General features: G+C 45.6%; 20 protein-coding genes and 1 riboswitch. Of the genes, 3 read left to right on the forward strand and 17 right to left on the reverse strand.

Annotation, left to right across the window (positions count from 1 at the left end; genetic code table 11):
- Positions 1 to 114 precede the first annotated feature (114 nt).
- The 7 genes from upp to KCTCHS21_RS27960 form a co-directional block, all read right to left on the reverse strand.
- Positions 115 to 744, reverse strand: coding sequence for a uracil phosphoribosyltransferase (gene upp / locus KCTCHS21_RS27930; RefSeq protein ID WP_130615556.1), 630 nt, complete (start codon positions 742 to 744; stop codon positions 115 to 117).
- A gap of 277 nt (positions 745 to 1,021) precedes the next feature.
- Positions 1,022 to 2,269: a serine hydroxymethyltransferase gene (locus KCTCHS21_RS27935; RefSeq protein ID WP_130616742.1), complete on the reverse strand. Its 1,248-nt coding sequence runs from the start codon at positions 2,267 to 2,269 to the stop codon at positions 1,022 to 1,024.
- Between the two features lie 42 nt (positions 2,270 to 2,311).
- The gene (locus KCTCHS21_RS27940; protein WP_130615558.1) at positions 2,312 to 2,932 is read right to left on the reverse strand and encodes a TIGR01440 family protein; all 621 of its coding nucleotides are present in this window, start codon (positions 2,930 to 2,932) and stop codon (positions 2,312 to 2,314) included.
- 174 nt (positions 2,933 to 3,106) lie between these two features.
- Positions 3,107 to 3,189: riboswitch (ZMP/ZTP riboswitch) on the reverse strand.
- Positions 3,190 to 3,233: 44 nt separating this feature from the next.
- The gene (locus tag KCTCHS21_RS27945; RefSeq protein WP_130615560.1) at positions 3,234 to 3,824 is read right to left on the reverse strand and encodes a low molecular weight protein arginine phosphatase; all 591 of its coding nucleotides are present in this window, start codon (positions 3,822 to 3,824) and stop codon (positions 3,234 to 3,236) included.
- Between the two features lie 37 nt (positions 3,825 to 3,861).
- On the reverse strand, positions 3,862 to 4,425 hold the full coding sequence (locus KCTCHS21_RS27950) for a manganese efflux pump MntP (protein WP_130615562.1): 564 nt from the start codon (positions 4,423 to 4,425) through the stop codon (positions 3,862 to 3,864).
- A 149-nt stretch (positions 4,426 to 4,574) separates the two neighbouring features.
- A complete protein-coding gene (locus KCTCHS21_RS27955) occupies positions 4,575 to 5,675 on the reverse strand; it encodes an L-threonylcarbamoyladenylate synthase (RefSeq protein ID WP_130615564.1) in 1,101 nt (366 codons plus the stop codon).
- A 77-nt stretch (positions 5,676 to 5,752) separates the two neighbouring features.
- Positions 5,753 to 6,445: a stage II sporulation protein R gene (locus KCTCHS21_RS27960; protein ID WP_130615566.1), complete on the reverse strand. Its 693-nt coding sequence runs from the start codon at positions 6,443 to 6,445 to the stop codon at positions 5,753 to 5,755.
- 274 nt (positions 6,446 to 6,719) lie between these two features.
- Here KCTCHS21_RS27960 and KCTCHS21_RS27965 point away from each other — a divergent pair, with 274 nt between their 5' ends.
- Positions 6,720 to 7,262 (forward strand): hypothetical protein, encoded by a 543-nt coding sequence (locus KCTCHS21_RS27965; RefSeq protein ID WP_130615568.1) that lies wholly within the window; start codon positions 6,720 to 6,722, stop codon positions 7,260 to 7,262.
- 80 nt (positions 7,263 to 7,342) lie between these two features.
- Here KCTCHS21_RS27965 and prmC read toward each other — a convergent pair whose 3' ends face one another.
- The 5 genes from prmC to KCTCHS21_RS27990 form a co-directional block, all read right to left on the reverse strand.
- On the reverse strand, positions 7,343 to 8,263 hold the full coding sequence (prmC, locus tag KCTCHS21_RS27970) for a peptide chain release factor N(5)-glutamine methyltransferase (protein ID WP_130615570.1): 921 nt from the start codon (positions 8,261 to 8,263) through the stop codon (positions 7,343 to 7,345).
- A gap of 17 nt (positions 8,264 to 8,280) precedes the next feature.
- Positions 8,281 to 9,354, reverse strand: a complete 1,074-nt coding sequence (prfA, locus tag KCTCHS21_RS27975; protein WP_130615572.1) for a peptide chain release factor 1 — start codon at positions 9,352 to 9,354, stop codon at positions 8,281 to 8,283.
- Positions 9,355 to 9,547: 193 nt separating this feature from the next.
- A complete protein-coding gene (locus tag KCTCHS21_RS27980; protein ID WP_130615574.1) occupies positions 9,548 to 10,678 on the reverse strand; it encodes a stalk domain-containing protein in 1,131 nt (376 codons plus the stop codon).
- 175 nt (positions 10,679 to 10,853) lie between these two features.
- Positions 10,854 to 11,954 (reverse strand): redox-regulated ATPase YchF, encoded by a 1,101-nt coding sequence (gene ychF, locus KCTCHS21_RS27985; RefSeq protein ID WP_130615576.1) that lies wholly within the window; start codon positions 11,952 to 11,954, stop codon positions 10,854 to 10,856.
- 141 nt (positions 11,955 to 12,095) lie between these two features.
- Positions 12,096 to 13,013 carry a DUF6612 family protein gene (locus tag KCTCHS21_RS27990; RefSeq protein ID WP_130615579.1) on the reverse strand — a complete coding sequence of 306 codons (918 nt, stop codon included), beginning with the start codon at positions 13,011 to 13,013 and terminating at the stop codon, positions 12,096 to 12,098.
- Positions 13,014 to 13,123: 110 nt separating this feature from the next.
- Here KCTCHS21_RS27990 and KCTCHS21_RS31420 point away from each other — a divergent pair, with 110 nt between their 5' ends.
- Both KCTCHS21_RS31420 and KCTCHS21_RS27995 read left to right on the forward strand, forming a co-directional pair.
- Entirely contained in the window at positions 13,124 to 13,267 is a 144-nt protein-coding gene (locus KCTCHS21_RS31420; protein ID WP_170211445.1) for a hypothetical protein, read from the forward strand.
- Positions 13,268 to 13,596: 329 nt separating this feature from the next.
- Positions 13,597 to 14,310, forward strand: coding sequence for a hypothetical protein (locus tag KCTCHS21_RS27995; RefSeq protein WP_130615581.1), 714 nt, complete (start codon positions 13,597 to 13,599; stop codon positions 14,308 to 14,310).
- Between the two features lie 81 nt (positions 14,311 to 14,391).
- Here the strand turns inward: KCTCHS21_RS27995 and KCTCHS21_RS28000 are convergent, their stop codons facing one another.
- The 5 genes from KCTCHS21_RS28000 to KCTCHS21_RS28020 form a co-directional block, all read right to left on the reverse strand.
- Positions 14,392 to 16,416: a YhgE/Pip domain-containing protein gene (locus KCTCHS21_RS28000; protein ID WP_130615583.1), complete on the reverse strand. Its 2,025-nt coding sequence runs from the start codon at positions 16,414 to 16,416 to the stop codon at positions 14,392 to 14,394.
- Between the two features lie 89 nt (positions 16,417 to 16,505).
- Positions 16,506 to 17,081, reverse strand: a complete 576-nt coding sequence (locus KCTCHS21_RS28005) for a TetR/AcrR family transcriptional regulator (protein WP_130615585.1) — start codon at positions 17,079 to 17,081, stop codon at positions 16,506 to 16,508.
- A 451-nt stretch (positions 17,082 to 17,532) separates the two neighbouring features.
- Positions 17,533 to 17,844: a thioredoxin gene (gene trxA / locus KCTCHS21_RS28010; RefSeq protein ID WP_130615587.1), complete on the reverse strand. Its 312-nt coding sequence runs from the start codon at positions 17,842 to 17,844 to the stop codon at positions 17,533 to 17,535.
- Positions 17,845 to 17,939: 95 nt separating this feature from the next.
- Complete coding sequence (locus KCTCHS21_RS28015; RefSeq protein WP_130615589.1) at positions 17,940 to 18,365, reverse strand: RrF2 family transcriptional regulator; 426 nt, start codon at positions 18,363 to 18,365, stop codon at positions 17,940 to 17,942.
- 133 nt (positions 18,366 to 18,498) lie between these two features.
- Positions 18,499 to 19,329 carry an aldo/keto reductase gene (locus tag KCTCHS21_RS28020; RefSeq protein WP_130615591.1) on the reverse strand — a complete coding sequence of 277 codons (831 nt, stop codon included), beginning with the start codon at positions 19,327 to 19,329 and terminating at the stop codon, positions 18,499 to 18,501.
- Between the last annotated feature and the right edge of the window lie 39 nt (positions 19,330 to 19,368).

Below are 19,368 nucleotides of genomic sequence, written 5' to 3' on the forward strand. Positions count from 1 at the left end.
ACTTTTATTTTATTGCTCACTCTAGTTATCTCCCCTTATAACATGCCCAAACACTGCAACACTACCGCGCGCTTGTTTTCATGGCAAGAATAAACGCATCTTTCACACACATTGCTACTTCGTTCCATATAGCCGATCGCCTGCGTCTCCAAGACCTGGCACGATATAGCCATGCTCATTTAATCTCTCGTCTAAAGCTGCCAAGTAAATATCAATTTCCGGATGCTGCTCCTGTACTGCCTTAACCCCTTCTGGCGCAGCAATCAGGCACATCAGCTTCGTTGGTCGACAGCCTCTCTTTTTCAGCATATCAAGTGCCGCATTCGCCGACCCCCCAGTTGCGAGCATAGGATCAATGACGATCAGTTCCCTCTCTGTAACGTCCGATGGAAGACTGCAATAGTACTCGACTGGCTGTAAGGTTTCATGATCTCTATACAACCCAATGTGCCCAACCTTAGCGGAAGGAATAATTCTCAGTACTCCGTCAACCATTCCGAGCCCAGCTCTAAGAATAGGAATCAGCCCCAGCATTCTTCCGGCAATTACCTTACCTTCCGTTGTCTGTACTGGCGTATCCACCCGCACAGGTGAAAGCTGAACATCCCTCGTAATTTCGTAAGCCATAAGCATGGACACTTCATCGACTAGCTCGCGAAATTGTTTTGTATTGGTCATTTTGTCACGAATAAAAGTTACTTTGTGTTGAATCAGCGGATGATCGCAAATGACGAGTTGCCCCATAATGTTCTTCCCTTTCTCATACGAACCGATAGATCTATTTCGTTCTACATTTTATCGGTCGCTTCCCTATGTATCTTGCCCGTACATTATATCATTGTCTCCGAATGGGTGCATAACATCCGTCAATCTCCCTCACAAGCATCAAAAGCTATTCCATTCGTCGAATCAGAGGCTTATTTTTGAATGATTGGCTGTAAAACAACAACAAACCGGAAACCAATGTGAATTGGCTCCCGGTTTGTTCATCATAAATCAATGATGCTATTTTAATCCAGAATTAATACCCTAATGTCGGGTAAAGTGGATATCTGCTAGACAGCTCAGCTACAAGTCCACGCGCTTTCTCAAGCGTCGCCTGATCTTCCGGGTTTTTCAGTGTTAGAGCGATAACTTTAGCAATAGTTTTCATATCTTCTGTTCCCATACCGCGAGTAGTAACAGCAGGAGTACCAATCCGAATACCGCTAGTAACGAACGGACTAGTTGGGTCAAAAGGAATTGCGTTCTTGTTAACTGTGATGGCTACGGAATCCAGAACGTGCTCAGCCACTTTACCAGTAATGTTCAAGCTGCGAGTATCGATCAGCATCAAGTGGTTGTCTGTTCCTCCAGACACAATGTTTAAGCCTTCAGCAACAAGAGCTTCAGCCAATGCTTTAGCATTAACAACAACGTTACGAGCGTAATCTTTAAAGGACGGCTCAAGAGCTTCGCCGAAAGCTACTGCTTTAGCAGCGATGATGTGCATAAGCGGTCCGCCTTGCGTACCTGGGAATACTGCTTTATCAATTGCAGCCGCCCAAGGCTGGCGACAAAGGATCAAACCGCCGCGTGGTCCACGAAGGGTTTTGTGAGTCGTTGTTGTAACAAAATGTGCATGTGGTACTGGACTCGGGTGCTCACCACCAGCAACCAATCCTGCAATATGAGCCATATCAACCATGAATAGAGCGCCTACGTCATTAGCGATTTGACCCAGTTTAGCGAAATCAATCGTACGAGGGTATGCGGATGCACCAGCAACGATAAGACGAGGACGGTGCTTGAAAGCAGCTTTGCGCACTTCATCATAGTCAATCGTGAAAGTTTTCTCATCTACACCATATGCAACGAAGTTATATAGCAAACCTGAAGCATTGGCAGGGTTACCATGTGTTAAATGTCCGCCATGAGCAAGATTCATACCCAGAACTGTATCTCCTGGCTTAAGTACTGCCAAGTAAACAGCCAAATTCGCTTGTGCGCCAGAGTGAGGCTGTACGTTAGCATGCTCTGCACCAAACAATTCCTTCGCACGGTCACGAGCGATTTGTTCAGGAATGTCTACATACTCACAACCGCCATAGTAACGCTTGCCTGGATAGCCTTCTGCATACTTGTTTGTCAGCACGGTACCCATCGCTTCCAGAACCGCTTCACTTACGATATTTTCAGAGGCAATCAATTCAATATTGTCACGTTGACGCTGCAATTCCAAGTTAAGAGCTTTAACAATTTCAGGGTCCTGCTTACGTAAGTTTTCCAACATAGTAGTAAATCCTCCCAAATGTTTTATAATTTTATTTCATTAATCACAAATTTTCGGCATTACTTCATTGCTAGGTGATTGTTTCAAAAGCTCACTGGCTTGCTTATCTGGCAAGAAATATTCAGCGCGTGACCCACCAATCAATCTCGGACGAGTCATTGCCATATTCACTCTCGCCTGACCAATCAAGCGAATTGTTGGTCTCAGTGGCACAGCAACAGGACGAAGGTGCATCCCAATCATTGTCTCGCCGATATCCATTCCAGCATGAACCTGAACGTATTCCACCAGACAAGGATCTTTCATCTGCCGATAGGCGAATGAAGCCATCGAACCACCAGCCTTGGGAACAGGTACAGCAGACACTTCCGTCCAGCCTTGCGCTTCCGCTAGGACACGCTCGGTTACAAGTGCTCGGTTCAAATGCTCGCAGCATTGCCATACCACTTGAAAATCAAATTGCTCCCGAGCCTTCTGAACACCGATGTGAATTTGCTCTGCTACAATCTCCGTGCCCAAAGTGCCGATATGATGACCCTGCACCTCACTTGTACTGACTCCCATCACGATCATCTGCCCTGCGCGCAATCCACTCGTTTGCACCAGTTCAGAAAGCAAAAGCTCCACTTGATCGGCTATAAATTGAGAATTTGAAGCCATGACAAGACCTCCCTATAGCTTGGCTGTCGCACAGATGACAATAAGGGTATTATACCTGAATTCACCTGTCTCAAACAGCTGGGCCAAAGTATGTTAAGGACGCTGGACCATCTCCTTCACACCTAGGATTTCAGCAAATAAAGTCAAAAAAGAGCACACGTGCTTACGCACGTTGCTCTTTGCCCAGGCGACCGGCCGTCATTCCGATGCTCCACCGTGGTTTGCTCCACTTGTCGTCGCCAGTTACATCGGAACCTTGAAGTTGTAGCTTTATCATAACCAAGGACGAAGCAAAAATCAATCACCGATCTTTGAAATCTGAGTCTAGCTTGTCGACTAATGTCAATAAAATATCTTCTATCTCATCTGCGCATTGCTCATATAGTGTTAAGGGACCTCCGAACGGGTCCGCGATGTCAAAGTCGGGTATGTTGCGTTGGAGCTCGAACAGACGTGCACGCTGTTCCGTGCTTAGGTTCTGGCCTAAGGCTTGTCTAACCTGCCACTCTGAGTACAATTGCTCAGCCTCGGCCACATCATCCATGACAGGGTCTCCCCGCAAAGCATATTCCTTAAGCGTAAAGGTCTTGGACAAAGCTTCGGGAAAACGCTGCAAAATCGCTCGTTTATGTCCGGCAGTCATTGTTAATATTAAATTTGCCCAAACAACCTCATCTGCCGACAACATCGTAGATGCTCCAGGCAAAGCAAGGTTTCGTTTTCTAAGTGTCACAGCTGCGTGAGAAGAAATTGGTAACCCGTTAGCAGTAGCAACACCAGCAGAACGAATTTCTATCGGCTTTCCGCTACGCTCGGCCAAATCCTTAAGCATGGCTTCGGCCATCGGACTTCGGCAAGTATTACCCGTACATACAATTAAAACTCGGTTCATTTTCTCCCCCCCAGTACTCTTGGTTGAGTTTTGAAGCTCATACTAGAAATAATAGACCAAATGCGAACAAAATGACACCGCCAAGTGCCTCTCCATATCCTCCCATGGAACGGCTCGCCCTTCTTCCTATCATCAAACCGAGCACACTCATTAATCCCCCGAACAAACCAAACATCAGAACCGTAAGAAGCACGTGTGCGGAAAACATCCCTAAAGAAACACCAACTGAAAAAGAATCAATGCTCACGCTAACGGAAAAGACGAGCATCCCCCATATCGTACGGTGATCAAAGGAATGCACCGCTCCTCCTCGAATGGAGCTGTATACCATATGTCCCCCGAGCAATAAAAGTAACGCACCTGCCGCAGAGGTCGCAATCCCTCCCAGTAATCCACTTACATATTGCCCAGTAATCATTCCACCAAGTGGCATCAGAACATGGAAAAGGGCGATAATGGAGCTTAGCTTAAGGATATCAAGTAGTCGAACGCCCTTCAAGCCGATTCCAACCCCCAACGAGAAAGCATCCATACCCAGAGCAATCGCCATCAAGATTATCGTTAGTATTTGTCCGGTTGCCGCCGCGGACACGTCAAACATAGTTTGTCCCCCTCTGTGCGACCATTCGTGTAATGAATGGTTGTCACATACGTGCATTGTACCTTGTCCTCTTTTCAAACATATGCGGATGAAAAGATGAACATGCACACCAGGGCAGTAACTTACTAAGGATAACTCTATGCAGGATTTTAGACGACTACTTCATGTCCACCTGCCGCTTTTCGAAGCCGATTCATAAGCGCGGCTCCAATACCATCTTCAATGTAGCCTTCTGCGATGATAAATCCTAGCTCTTGTTCATCACATTCGCGCAATAAGGCATATAAGGATTGGGCTGCTTTATCTGGTTCGGCGAGAGGACCGCAATCAAATACAGCTTCAGCCTTATAATATGAAGCATGCTCTGAGCAGGACAGAATGGCCACTCGATATCCTCGTCGCTGTGCGTCTACAGCCTTAGCCTGAATGAACGAGATAACCTTATTGGGATCTCCTGTTACGAGAAGCATGTCACCCTTGGGAGCGTAATGAGCGTACTTTACGCCAGGTGACCGCGGGGGTTGGGCAGAGTTAGTCTGAGAAGTAATTTCGCCGCCACTTAATGCTGTGGCTGTTTGTTCTTCTATTGGCGTTGGCTTAAATATTTGAACCCTTGTTCCTAAGACCAGTTGCAATTGCTCCCGTGTAACTCCACCCGGTCTTAGGATATGAACCTGATTATCTACCACTTGTACCACGGTAGATTCTAAACCAACACCAGTCGCCCCCCCGTCGAGCACTCCATTGATTAGGCCGTTTAAATCCTCCTTCACGTGCCTAGCCAGCGTTGGACTAGGTCTACCTGAACGATTTGCACTTGGAGCCGCCAACGGACAGCCTGATTGCTCAATGAGCTGTCTAGCTATTTCGTTCGCAGGCACTCTAACCGCCACAGTATTCAATCCAGCTGTGACTATTGGGGAGACGGCTCCTTCTCGCACTGGAAGCACTAAAGTTAGCGGGCCAGGCCAGAAGGCTGACATTAGCTTTTTCTCCACTTCATTTACCCGCTCTACTAACTCAAGCACATCTTCGGCCATTGCCAAATGTACAATAAGCGGATTATCAGAAGGGCGTCCCTTCGCGGCAAAAATCTGTTTAACGGCTTCTGAATTTCTAGCATCTCCACCAAGTCCGTAAACCGTCTCTGTCGGAAATGCAACAACGCCGCCAGCGGCAAGCACCGCGGCGGCTTCCTGGATTCCTCTTTGTACTTGCTCTGGTGGCCAATAGCTCGTATTTACCTTCATGTTGTATTCCATCCTTAATGATCACCAGTTTCGAACGGAGATCATCCTATTTTGCGTTTATTATAGCACAGCAGCCTTTAGAATAAGGACATAATGAACGCAAACAGCTTCTCAATGATCTCCCACAGGAAAAACTTCGCTTTCGGTTCCTCGCTGGGGGCAGATGAAGCCTCTTCCACTTTTGCATCAGCTTGATCTTTGGTTTTTACTAAAGATTTAATCTGGACCTCTGATGCCTTGTCGTCATCCGCCGCGGTAGCTGCCGTTAAGCACAAGGGTGGAAACAATACGCACCACCAGTTCGCCCCCGCACCTTCGCCAAGTGTAATCCGTAACGCCTCATAGTCTCCTGCTGCGTATTTAGCACTATCGAACATTTTTTCAGGAAAAGGAACCTTCGCTAGCTCTACTACTCCGCCGTAAGATATTCCGTTCTCACGAAGCTTCTTATCCACGAGCTGCTGTATTTCCGGCAAACGAGCTTTAATTAAATTGCGGGCTTCATCGTGTGAGCCAGGCATTTGACCCCAAGACTCAATAAAAGCCGCTACATCGTCACGCACATTATATTTAAAGGTTTGGTCTGATTCACTGTCAGAGTTGCCGATAATACGAATACGTATAGCATCATCAGGAATGAGTTGACTAGTATTAGCCGATGCAAATTGCCCGATTAATGCGGTAATCCCTAAAAAAAGTGCAAAAAACATCATCGTGATTTGGCTAATTGTACGAAAAAAGAATGAATGGGAATGATGGCTAAATCGCATAGGTTTTCTCTCCTTGAAGCACCCGTCAGTGCATCGCTATGCGTTCCGGAACGTCTTAGCCATCATTATGTCCCGATTTGGACTCTATAAACCTAGCAAAATAAATTTTCGAGAGATTGGGGAATATTAGCTGCCATTTCTTAGTTGATGAACAGTTCCTGGTCCCTTGCAAGAAGTGGTTGTGGACGCCCAAAACCACCTATGATAACATACAGTTAAGATCCGGAAGCACCGGTCAAAATGAAGCTTTTGACACGGGCGAGGAGGCCAGAACGTGGAACAACCAATTATGCTCAAGATTCTAGATATCGTGACTACGCTACAAGTAGACATGAGTGAGATGAAGCAGGATATTCGTGTATTGAAAGATGATGTGCATGAGCTTAAGGCCGATGTACATGCGCTTAAGGAAGACGTACAACTTCTTAAGGATGATGTCCATGCGCTTAAGGAAGACGTACAACTTCTTAAGGATGATGTTCATGTGCTTAAGGAAGACGTACAACTTCTTAAGGACGACGTGTATGCTCTGAAAGTCAGTATGGATAATTTAGAAGTTAGAGTGAGCAGCCTGGAAACTTCCGTCTTCCAATTAGATACTAAGGTCATCAGCCTAGAATCTACAACGACGCGGATTGATGTACGAACGGAACGCATGGATCTGAAGCTAGACGCGACTTTTGAGACCGTTGGTTATGTGAGAGAAGACGTTACAGATTCAAGACATAAGCACGAAAGACACGAGCTCTTGTTAGGTGAAATCGCTAAAACATTACTAGAACAAACTGCGAGAAGCCGTCTAGCTAAGCCAATCTAAATCTATATCTATATCTATATCTATATCTTTATAATTAATAAAGACCGCTTAATCCGTCGCCCGGATATCGCGGTCTTTCTCTATTTTATGGCGATTACATGTCTATCTATTCCAGCATAGTCCTTAATGAATCGAATCTCATCCCAGTCTGTAACAGCTCGAAGTAACTCAGCAACATCTTCGGCCTGTCCTGCCCCTACTTCCCATCCGACTAGCCGAGGAAGCTGTGGCAATTGTCGTAATTGTCCGGACATGATTCGATACGGATTTAAGCCATCCTCCCCACCATCCAGCGCAAGCAAAGGCTCATGATCCTTTACCTCCCTTTGCAAATGAGGAATGTCTGAGGAAGGAATATACGGCGGATTAGACACTAAAATATCGATGATTTTCGGATCATCCAATTCATCCCTAGCAATAAACGGCTGTAGCAGATCACCCTGTACGAATTCAATTCGCTCCTCTACCCCGTTAAGCCCTGCGTTACGACCAGCAACTGCTAGAGCCTCTCTCGATAAGTCCGACGCCGTAATCCGCCAGTTAGGACGCTCTGATGCCATGGTAATGGCCAATATCCCACTTCCCGTACCGACATCTAATAAGGTCAAACCATTCATCTCATTAAAATCCGATGCAGGCCATAATACATCAGCTATGTTCAAAATAGCCTCAGCTAACAGCTCCGTTTCCGGACGAGGAATGAGTACCGAAGAGGTAACCTCGAACGCCCTGCCATAAAAGTATTGCTCTCCGATAATATACTGTACGGGCTCGCCGTTTCTTTTACGTTGGAGCAGGCTATTCCACTCTTCTAGCTTTGTTTCTGGAAAAGGCTCACGTAAATCGCGAAGTAAAACTGTTTTATTTATTCCAAGCAAATAAAGAAGAAGAAGCTCCGCATCTGCGTCTGCTTCTTCTACATCGGCTTGGCGTAAACGTTTCGCACCCTCTCGCCAAGCACTCCCTAACGTTAGAGGCTTAGGCTCATGTTCTATGTTCACGCTAAGTGCCTCCTAGCTTACTTCAGTTGCTCACGTTCCAGAATCTCCGCTTGTTCAGCAAGAGACAAGGCTTTAACGATCTCTTCCATATCACCATTAAGAACGTAATCTAGACGGTGAAGTGTCAACCCGATACGGTGATCGGTTACACGGCTTTGTGGGAAGTTATAAGTCCGAATACGCTCGCTCCGATCGCCTGTACCGACCTTCTCCCGACGCTCTCCCGAATATTTGGCTTCCTCTTCTTGGCGTTTAACGTCCATAATCCGTGTGCGAAGCACTTGAAGAGCCTTATCTTTGTTGTCGTTCTGGGATTTACCGTCCTGACAAGTCGCTACGATCCCCGTAGGAACGTGGGTTACACGTACAGCAGATTTAGTCGTATTAACCGACTGACCTCCAGCTCCGCTTGAGCAGAAGGTGTCGACTCGAATGTCCTTATCATGAATGACAATGTCCAATTCTTCCGCTTCAGGCATAACAACGACTGTGGAAGTAGACGTATGGATCCGTCCACCAGACTCCGTCTCAGGAACCCGTTGAACCCGGTGTGCTCCGCTCTCATATTTCATCTTGCGGAAAGCTTCCTGACCACTAATCGTGAAAATAACCTCTTTAAATCCGCCAAGATCACTCACGCTTGACTCCAGCATCTCGGTACGCCAGCCTTGACTATCTGCATACTTGGCATACATACGATAGAGCTCCGCTGCAAAGAGATTTGCTTCCTCTCCACCAGCAGCTCCACGGATTTCCACGACAACATTTTTACCATCGTTGGGATCCTTCGGTAAAAGTAGAAAACGAACCTCTTCCTCAAGCTCAGTCCGACGAGTATCAAGCTCGTCGATTTCCATCTTTACCATCTCGCGCATTTCATCGTCCAATTTATCTTCCTGCATCACTTTAGCATCCTGCAGTTGGGTAAGCACTAGCTTGTATTCTTCATAAGCGCGATAAGCATCCTCAAGCCCAGATTGCTCCTTGGCATAAGTACGCAGTCGCGTTGAGTCGTTAACCACATCGGGATCGCTAAGCAATTCGTTAAGCTTCTCATATCGATCCGCCAATATTTGCAGACGGTCTAACACTTTACCTCATCCTCCGTTGCCACTATGGGCTTTTTGTTCCGTTTACTTGGCAAGACATACTGTAATTTATTATACCATAATCCAACCGATTCGTGCGGGACTCTAATAAACGTGCATAGCTTTCCGAAAATAACCCTTGTCAACAGAAAAAACCCGAGAGAAGTCCCCGGGTTTGATCTCATATGAGCTTTCCTTACCTACGTATAAAGTATCCCACAAGCTCCTTAGTAACAGGATCAATTGCCATTTGCAACGGTCCAATCAATTCATCTTGATCCGTGTTGTATTTGATTTCAATCAGTGGGGCATTAACCGCTTTTAATTCAGCCAGTTTTTTCTTCTGAGCATCGGTTACCGCTATAATAGCTGCATTATTCGATTCAATAATCGCGACTTGCGCATCGTCCTTTTTAGTCGTCAAATGGGACTTCTGTTCTGTCGGAAGAATGCTCCATGCGAGCTCACGATATTGCTGCGCGACTTCTGCGGATAGCTTACCTAGCGGGGCAGAAGTAGCATCATCTGTCAGAACGACTAAGTAGTGAAGCGGACTTTGAGGAGGAATACTCCTTGTCGTGCCTGGACCATAATAGGCACGCACTTTAGTTCCTGCTTTAAGGTCCTCCCATTTCACTGATTCACCCTGGAAGGACAATACACTAGTTTCCTTGCCACCGTTTAAGATTAATTCCGGAGTAGCTACGCCATCCTTCCCGAAGCTTACCTGCCAGCCGTCTTCCGTTTTCTCGACTGATTGAATCACATCTTCTTTAACAAGACTTTCGCTTCCCACTATGATTTTATGAGCATGCGATTGACCCGGGAAGCTCATTGCCACAACCGGACCATACTCTGCTTGAATACGAGTTCCAGCTTTCAAATCCTTAGCAGCAAAGGCTTCACCGCTTTCATTCGTCAATATCGTATCCTTATCAGCGTAAAGAATTATCCAACTGGTGTTTCCTTTGCCAAGTGCCTCAATTCGATATTGCCCATCATCTGTCGGCTTAACATCAACGATGACTCCCAGCATTTTAGCGTATTCCACCTTCTCCTCACCTTGTCCAGTGAACTCGATTGTTTTACCATTAGTACTCCAATTCAAGTTAAAACCGAACGCCGCTGCCGCATCACGCGCAGGCAAGTAAGCTTTGCCATCAATATAAACAGGGTGCATGCTCGTGTCTTTTCCATTGACGGATATATTTATTTCTTTATGGAATATCCCGTTCACCTTGCTCACTAATCCGCTTGCCCCGACCGCCGCTGACGTTCCAAGCAGTCCAACTGCAGTTACAAGGACCAATAGTTTTTTATGTTTCATTTTTGTTGCTCCTTTCAAATTCAGCTCTAGGTTGCTGGTTCAATAGCTGTTGTTATTGTTACACCCTCTATGACGTAAGGAGTTTCCCAAATGTTACATTAGAAAATTTTAAGAGTTTATTGGAAAAGAAAAAGACCAAACAGGAACAATCCCGCTGGTCTCTCACATTAATATTTTATACGTTGAACAAGAAATGCATAACATCTCCGTCAGCTACTACATACTCTTTACCTTCAAGACGGGTAAGCCCCTTCTCTTTGGCAGCCTTCATGGAGCCCGTACTAACTAGATCACCATAGGATACGACCTCAGCACGGATGAAGCCGCGTTCGAAGTCCGTATGAATAACTGCTGCTGCTTGCGGTGCCTTCGTTCCCTTACGAATCGTCCAAGCCCGAACTTCCTGCACACCCGCTGTAAAATAAGTGTACAGACCTAGCAACTTGTAAGATGCACGAATAAGACGATCAAGACCGGATTCAGTCAATCCCAGCTCTTCGAAGAAAAGCTCCTTGTCCTCACCCTCAAGCTCTGCAATCTCCGACTCGACCTTCGCACTAATGAACACAACCTCAGAGCCTTCAGCGCTAGCGAATTCACGTACCTGCTGCACATACGGATTGCCGTCAGCATTAGCCGCTTCGCTCTCACTTACGTTGGCCGCATAAAGCACAGGCTTAATCGTTAGCAAATGAAGATCGCGGATGAGCAGCTTCTCTTCATTGGTAAGCTCAACGCTTCTAGCTGGCTTTTCTGACATTAGAACCGCATGCACGCGCTCCAAAACCTCTAATTCTTCAGCAACCTTCTTATCCCCGCCTTTAAGGCCTTTGCGGGTACGATCCATACGTTTCTCAATCGAATCGATGTCCGTGAGGATAAGCTCAAGATTAATAACCTCGATGTCATTAATCGGATCGATCTTTCCGGAGACATGCGTAATATTCTCGTCTTGGAAACAACGAACAACGTGAACAATTGCATCAACCTCACGAATGTTGGCAAGGAACTTATTTCCTAAGCCCTCTCCGCGGCTTGCGCCCTTAACTAAGCCTGCGATATCCACAAACTCAAAAGCAGTTGGTACAATGCGATTCGGGTTTACGATATCCGCGAGCTTCTGAAGACGCTCGTCTGGAACTTCAACGACACCAACATTCGGGTCTATCGTGCAGAATGGATAGTTAGCCATCTCTGCGCCCGCTTGAGTAATTGCATTAAATAAGGTCGACTTACCTACATTGGGAAGTCCGACAATTCCGCACGACAGTGCCATTGCTCTAACACTCCTGACTCCTTGCGATCATAGTCCAAAGGCATCGCCTTGGCTGATCGTCAAGCTGTTCAATTCTCACGCAATTATAACGGATGATCAGAGTAACGTCCACAGCAACTAAGTGGACAGCCGAACTTATAGCTAGTTATTGTCTTCTCCAAGATCCTCTAAATTCAGTTGCTTATCAATTTGATCGGGATCCAATGCATCCAACGCTTCTTTAGGCACGGTTACCGCAGCAGATACATTATGTTTGGTGTAGGAGCCTGCTAACGCCTGATTTACAACGGTTTTGTGGCCAGGCTCCAGTTCGATCGTCATATCGGATTCAATGCGGTATGTGAGTGGCAAGTGGCTATCTGCATTCATAGTTACAACCACTTTAAGCATCTGCACAGCAAGACTGTCTTGAACTCCCGAATCCATAGTAGATATCCCCATCGTACTTTCAAGTATTCCTTTAAGAAAAATGGCTGCCTCTTCTCCAGCACCTTCATATCGGATAGTAACGACTTGTCCGTCTTGCTCAGCTGTTAATGCGGCACCAAGCTCCTGAACTTCCTGAAGAGCCTTTACAGGATCTATTTGAAACGCAGACAAGGTTTGCACATTTTCCGCAGCAACCTCCTTAGAGAGCTTGCTCCATTCCTCATATTCCGGAAGATACATGTAATAAGCATCGGCTACCAGTAATGCTCGCAAAGTTGAAGCTTCACCATCTATATCGCTCTTAATCGTCTGATCCAGCTTTAGCGGATTAAGTTCTGCACGCCCCTGCATGTCTATACTGACTTTTGATTCACCCGTTTGTTCCTTTATTTTCTGATTTAGCTGCAATTCAAATCCATATTTATTCATTTGGCTTGCTGCTGCTCTTGCTTTTGTTAGCCATTCCGTTGCAGGACTTCCCCCTGAGGAAGGAGATGAACTGCCATTGCCATTGGTTGGAGAAGCTATTGGCTCACGACTGGCGCAAGCCGTAAGGCAGGCCAGTGCTAAAATAACCAAGTAAGCGAAATATTTTGTTTGAATCCGGAGTTTCTTTTCTGTAAATATCATGATGTCTACCTCCTTGCGGATAACGTTACAGGGGATTGCACACAATGTCGACGTAACCCTTAAGAAACAATACCTGTATTACATTCAATCGTATGGGAGGAGGATATAACATGGAAAATAAATCGCACAAAGGAAATTACAAAGGTACAACGCACATGAAAGTAAGAAATCAGGACATGGCATTCGTCAACGATACTCTAGAGAGAACCAAATCAGTTGCGCCCGTTCCTTCTAAAGAGAAAAAAACAGACTAGACTCCCGAACCCACCAGTCTCATTTCGGATAATAATCCAGCTGAACACAAGCGGTGAACCCTTGGTTAGCCGCTTGCTGTTCTAGCTGCAGCCCTTTAGCTTTCCCATTATGTTAACATACCCCATCTCGCTATTACATAGCATTCGCCCCTTTACCTCGCATTCCATTATTTGTCCTAGTTACGCTCAATTCCACTAACAACCCCTTGTAGCTAATAGCTTTCTTCAACATTTTACTGAACAAAATATTGAACTCAGCATTTTCCACCGGAACATCTGGGCTTATTCTGCGTCTAACTAAATACTTAACTGCAAGGAGGAATAGAATAATGCGAAGAATGTACCCGCTGCTAGCTGCGGCGCTTCTCGCTCTCATATTGGCTGGCTGCAGTGCCAATTCCAATAATGGGGGAACAACCGATGTTCCGAATAATACCCAAAAAACACCCATTTCTTCACCACAGGGGTTAGATCCTACAGTCACTTCAGGTAGTGGGGCTTCCGCATCGCCAACCGAGACTAGCCCTCCCGGAACAAATGACTCACAGGTTGAATTAAAGAATACTGCTCGAGAAGTCATTGAAGCCTTGAGAGAAAGAGACTTGAATTCCCTGAATCTCTGGATCGACCCGGAGCAAGGATTAAGATTTTCTCCTTACTCTCCTATTAGCACGGACTCTGATCTTGTATTCAAAGCAGATCAGCTTCCCACATTTAAGGATCAGACAAAGCTAAAATGGGGAACGGCAGACGGTACTGGAGATCCTATTGAGCTTTCTTTCCGAGATTATTATGAGAAGTTCGTATATAATCAGGATTTTATAGATGCACCTAGTGTGAGTGTCAACAAAGTTGTTGGTACCGGCAACTCCATAAACAACATAACAACCGTTTATCCGAACGCCTCCTATGTAGAATATCACTTCCCCGGCTTTGACAAGAAGGTGGAAGGAATGGATTGGCAAAGTCTTATTCTTGTCTTCGTTCCTCATGAGGACGAATGGAAGCTAGTTGCTATTGTTCACAACCAATGGACCATATAAGGTACTTAGAATAGAAAAGGTTGGACTAGGGGGCATCGCCCTCTTCGTCCAACCTTTTTACTTATGCCACCGGGTAATTGCTTATGCAGTAATAACATCATCCTTAGTATATTTTGTTTCAGTGTTCATTTTACGATACGCCACTACAAAGTAAACGAGAGTCATAGCTGCAAAGAGAGCAGCGAAACCAAGTAGTATCCACATATTACTCCACATGAAGGCATAATCCCCACTAGATATTACAGCTTTAATTCCGGCAACAGAGTAAGTCATCGGCAGCCAATGGCTAGCATTCTGCAACCAATTCGGAATGAGTTCTAGAGGGAACGTACCTGCAGAGCTAGTGAGTTGGAAGATAAGAAGGACGATAGCTACAAATCTTCCTGGTTGCTGCAATACTGTTACCAAGAACTGAATAAGAGCCATAAAAGCAATGCTCGTAATGATGGTGGATAGAAGGAATAACGGTATGCTTTGCACTTCTAAACCAAGTCCATACAGCAAGACTAGATCGGCAATAAGTGCCTGTACAGTACCGATAACAACCATCGTCAGCCACTTTCCGATAAACCAGCTCAAGCCGCTTGTTGGCTTAACCACGGGCTCCTTCACCGTAAATACGATTGTCAGAAGAAGAGCTCCAACAAACAAACCCAACGAGATAAAATAAGGAGCAAACCCTGTTCCATAATTAGGAACCTCTGTCGTCTTGACCACATCAAGATCTACTGGATCCGCAAACATATCAACTACCTTGTCGCCACCGTTTATACTAGACGTTTTCTGAGCCGCTTCATGCAGCTTGCTCGATAATTCACCCGTTCCATCCGTGAGCTTGATAAGACCTTCACTCATTTGTTGAGCACCTTGATCTAGCTTGCTAGATCCATCCACAAACACATTAAAGCCATTAGATAATTTTCCTAAGCCTTGATTCAACTTCGTTGTACCACTATGAAGCTCCACTGCGCCTGTAACGAGCTTTGAGCCCCCCATACTAGCAGCTTCTAAATTATCTCCGAATTTCTTGAATCCATCCGCCAGCTGAGTCGTACCCTCGTTTAACTGCTTGGCTCCTGAAAAAAGCTGATCTTGACCCAACTTAGAAGCACTTACTCCAGCCGCGACCTGTTGACTGGACGCAATCAGTTGCTGGAAGTGAACATCTTCAGCAAGCTCCGGGTGCTCCTTGGCATATTGCTCTAAAGCATGAGCAAGACCTTGAGCTCCTGTCTCCAGCTTGCCTGCTCCTGTTGCTAGCTGCGTAAGACCTTTGGCAAGCTTAGTAGCGCCATCATCAGCTTGTGCCACACCCTGCTGGAGCTTGCCACTGTTAGCATTAAGCTGTGACAAACCATCAGCCAACGAGCTAACGCCCTGCTGAAGCTTAGACGCCCCAATCTCTAATTTGCTCCCCCCACTAGCAAGCTCTGCTATTCCACCTTGTACAGTAAGAGATCCTGTTGCTAATTTATTAAGATTCTCTTCAAGTAACGCAGCACCTTTCTTAGCACTGTCCGTTCCTGCGGCTATTTCACTTGCACCATCGCTTGCTTGAGTTAAACCATCAGCTAAAGTTTGAATTTGATTAAAGACGGTGTTCGTATATGCCTTAGTCACTTCTTTACTCAGCCCGTTTTTCATCTTCTCGATAGCCGAATTGCCAATTTGTGCGGCCAAGAAGTTAAAGCTCTCATTAGGCAAAAATACGATTTGTGCCGGAGTAGGCTGCTCAGAGGTTAAAGTTGTCGTCTTAGCAGAGAAATCCTCCGGTATTTCGATTGCCATATAGTATGAATTGTCTTTTAAGCCCTCAAGTGCTTCTGATTTACTAACAAAGCTGTACTTAAAATCACGGCTTTCCTTCAGCTTATCTGTGAAATCCTGCCCAATATGCATCGTTTTACCTTCATACACCGTACCTTGATCTGAATTAACTACCGCAACCGGTAAATCAGCCAGCTTGTCATAAGGGTTCCAGAAAGCCCCTAAGAACATGGCACTGTATAACACTGGGACCATCAGAACCGCTACCACAGGAATGAGTACTTTAGGATTGCGCCCAATCCCTAATATTTCTCTAATAAATTGCTTAAAACCTCTCATATTCCATCTCTCCTGTACGATATGACTATTTTGTTCAATTGGTCATTTTGGTGCAAAAAAAAAGGGATAACCCTCAGTAAGACAAGCTACTACTCTACAGCCAATCCATTCATTAAGTATAGCTGGAACAGCTCTGTAATTCTTTCCTTATCCAGCGGGGCATGCGATTTCTGCCATTCGGACGCTAAAGCCACATACAGCTTAAACATGACGAACGCCGTTATCTCAGCATCACAGGACTTGAGCTCTTTCTTATCAATTGCCGCCTGAATTTTAATCTGAATATAGGAGATTATCGCCCCTTCCAGCCTATTAATTCCTTCAACAGCCTTAGGCGTTCCTATATCCCTTACTTCATGCGCCATCTTAATGGCAAGCTGATGCTTATCACGAAAATCGAGCATTTTATATAAAATACGGCCCCAATTATCGAAAAAAGTTCGATCCGCATCGTATTCCTCATCCGCTACCTGCTTCATCTCTAGAATAAGATGCATCATAATTTCATCGAAGAGCTCTTCTTTATTCGAGAAAAAGGTATAAATTGTACCTTTGCCCACATTAGCAAGCTTAGCCACTTGATCCATTGTTGTTGCTTTATATCCGAATAAAGAGAATGATTGCGAGGCTGCTTCAACGATAAGCTTTCTCCGATCAACAAACATGATTTGTCTCCCCCTCTCTCAACAAACTGACTATAATAACAATTCGGTCATTTGGTCAAATTGATAATAACACGTTCATGGTTCCTTTGCAATAGAATCCAATTAATACTGTTGTTGCTTAGTCGATTCACAGCTGTATTGACGAATGCGGATAAGATGATTTTCGGGGATGTCATCCTCAAGATCCTTTGGCACATGACCAAAGAGAGGTTTCTTTTTGTGTTTTCCCTTGTTTTCGTCGATGAGAAAAAGAGGGGGAAGTATCTCCTGTAGGAGCGAAGCGTTTGCCTTTGGAATCGTGAAATCTCCTTGTTATGTTTTACCCATTCAGATTTCACGATTCCAACAAGCAACCGGAAGGAGATACTTCCCCGCAAAAACTATAATCGATAAAAAAAGAAGCTGCCCATAAGTTACCTTAGGGACAGCCTCTTCGGGATTACATTAAAGCTTACAGGTGGCTTTGAATTTTTGCTTTAAGCGAATCTTTGGATTGCAGACCCACAAGCTTATCAACCGGCTGACCGTCTTTGAACAAAATCAGCGTCGGAATGCTCATAACTCCGAATTGGCTAGCTAGCTCAGGCTCTTCATCAACGTTTACTTTCGCAATTGTTGCTGTGCCTTCCAACTCAGTGGATAGCTCTTCAACGATTGGAAGCTGCATTTTACAAGGTCCGCACCAAGGCGCCCAGAAATCAAGCAAGGAAACCCCTTGCGCTACATTCTCAGTGAAATTGTCTTTCGTAACTACAACTGCCATGATACATCGCTCCTATCTCATTTAAATAATGTATTAAACCTATGATGATCGGGTACTGTTATCATTACCCGTTCCACCCCAAGTAAAATCAAATCTTAAGCTCTTGCCTTAGCAGTTAACCGAGATAGCATCTGCCCTATCGTAATCGACTCGAAATACACCTCGAGCTGCTGATCCGCTCCACAGAATACCGCGTTCATGACATCCCCCATATTGGATCCAACTAGACAGTCCGACTCAGGGTCACCACTGCACCAGCTTGGGGCAAGGGAGCCCGCAGCAAGAGCACGATAAACATCAGCTAGAGTAACTTCGCCCGGTTCCTTAGACAATCGGTAACCGCCACCTGATCCTTCTCGCGTATCCACGAAACCATTTTTCCGCAAGCAGCTCATCACCTTACGGACACGTACCGGATTCGTGCACACATTGGATGCGATTTCTTCGCTCGACGCCATTCCGTCGGGACGATGCGCCAGGAGAACAAGGCTGTGGACAGCTATGATGAATTCACTGTTCATAATTAAGCCTCCCCGGTGAATACTGTAATAATATCAGTTACAGTTGAAACTGTCAAGGGGTCTTGTATCACCTATTATCCCAGATCGCCCGAGGTTTTATCCCTATGACACACCCTATCGCGCAGCAGAGGTATCAGAAATCGAAATTGTCAGGATCAGCACCAAATCGTTGATTCTGATTCAATGCATCAATCCGATTCATATCCTCCGGCTCCAGCTCAAAATCAAAAATAGCAGCATTCTCATGAATCCGATTCTCCTGCACCGATTTCGGTATTACAACCACCCCAAGCTGTAAGTGCCATCTAAGAACAATTTGAGCCGCAGTTTTACCATACTTATTTGCAAGCTCTGTCAGAAGCGGCAGCTCAAGCCTCCCCTGCATGAGTGGACGCCAAGCTTCAAGCTGAATACCCTCCTTACGACAGAAAGCGAATAGCTTCTTTTGCGTATGCAGAGGATGGAACTCCACCTGATTGACCATCGGCTTAACCCGACAGCTCCCCATCAAATCCTCAAGATGGGAAATATTGAAGTTACTTACCCCAATTGCACGAACAAGCCCCTTCTCGTATAGCTCCTCAAGGGCGCGATAGGTTTCCTTGTACTTACCCACAACAGGCCAATGAACCAAATACAAGTCCACATAATCCATTTGCAGACGATCAAGACTGCTCTCCAAAGCCTTAATCGTGCTAGTATAGCCTTGCTCACTGTTCCAAACCTTGGTCGTCACAAAAATCTCATCACGCGGAATTCCCGAATTTCGAACAGCCAGTCCAACACCTTGTTCATTGTTGTACATAGATGCCGTATCAATGCTACGGTAGCCCGTTTCCAAAGCAGTCAAAACGGCTTTCTCCGTTTCTTGACCATCCTCTGCCCGCCATACGCCAAGACCAAGCCGAGGCATCTCTATCCCGTTCAATAGCTCGACTGTCGAGCCTATCGTTAACGCCGCCATTGCTGTTTCCTCCTTTGATTGCCTATCGCATCTAAATTA

This window comes from Cohnella abietis, from assembly GCF_004295585.1.
GTDB lineage: Bacteria > Bacillota > Bacilli > Paenibacillales > Paenibacillaceae > Cohnella > Cohnella abietis.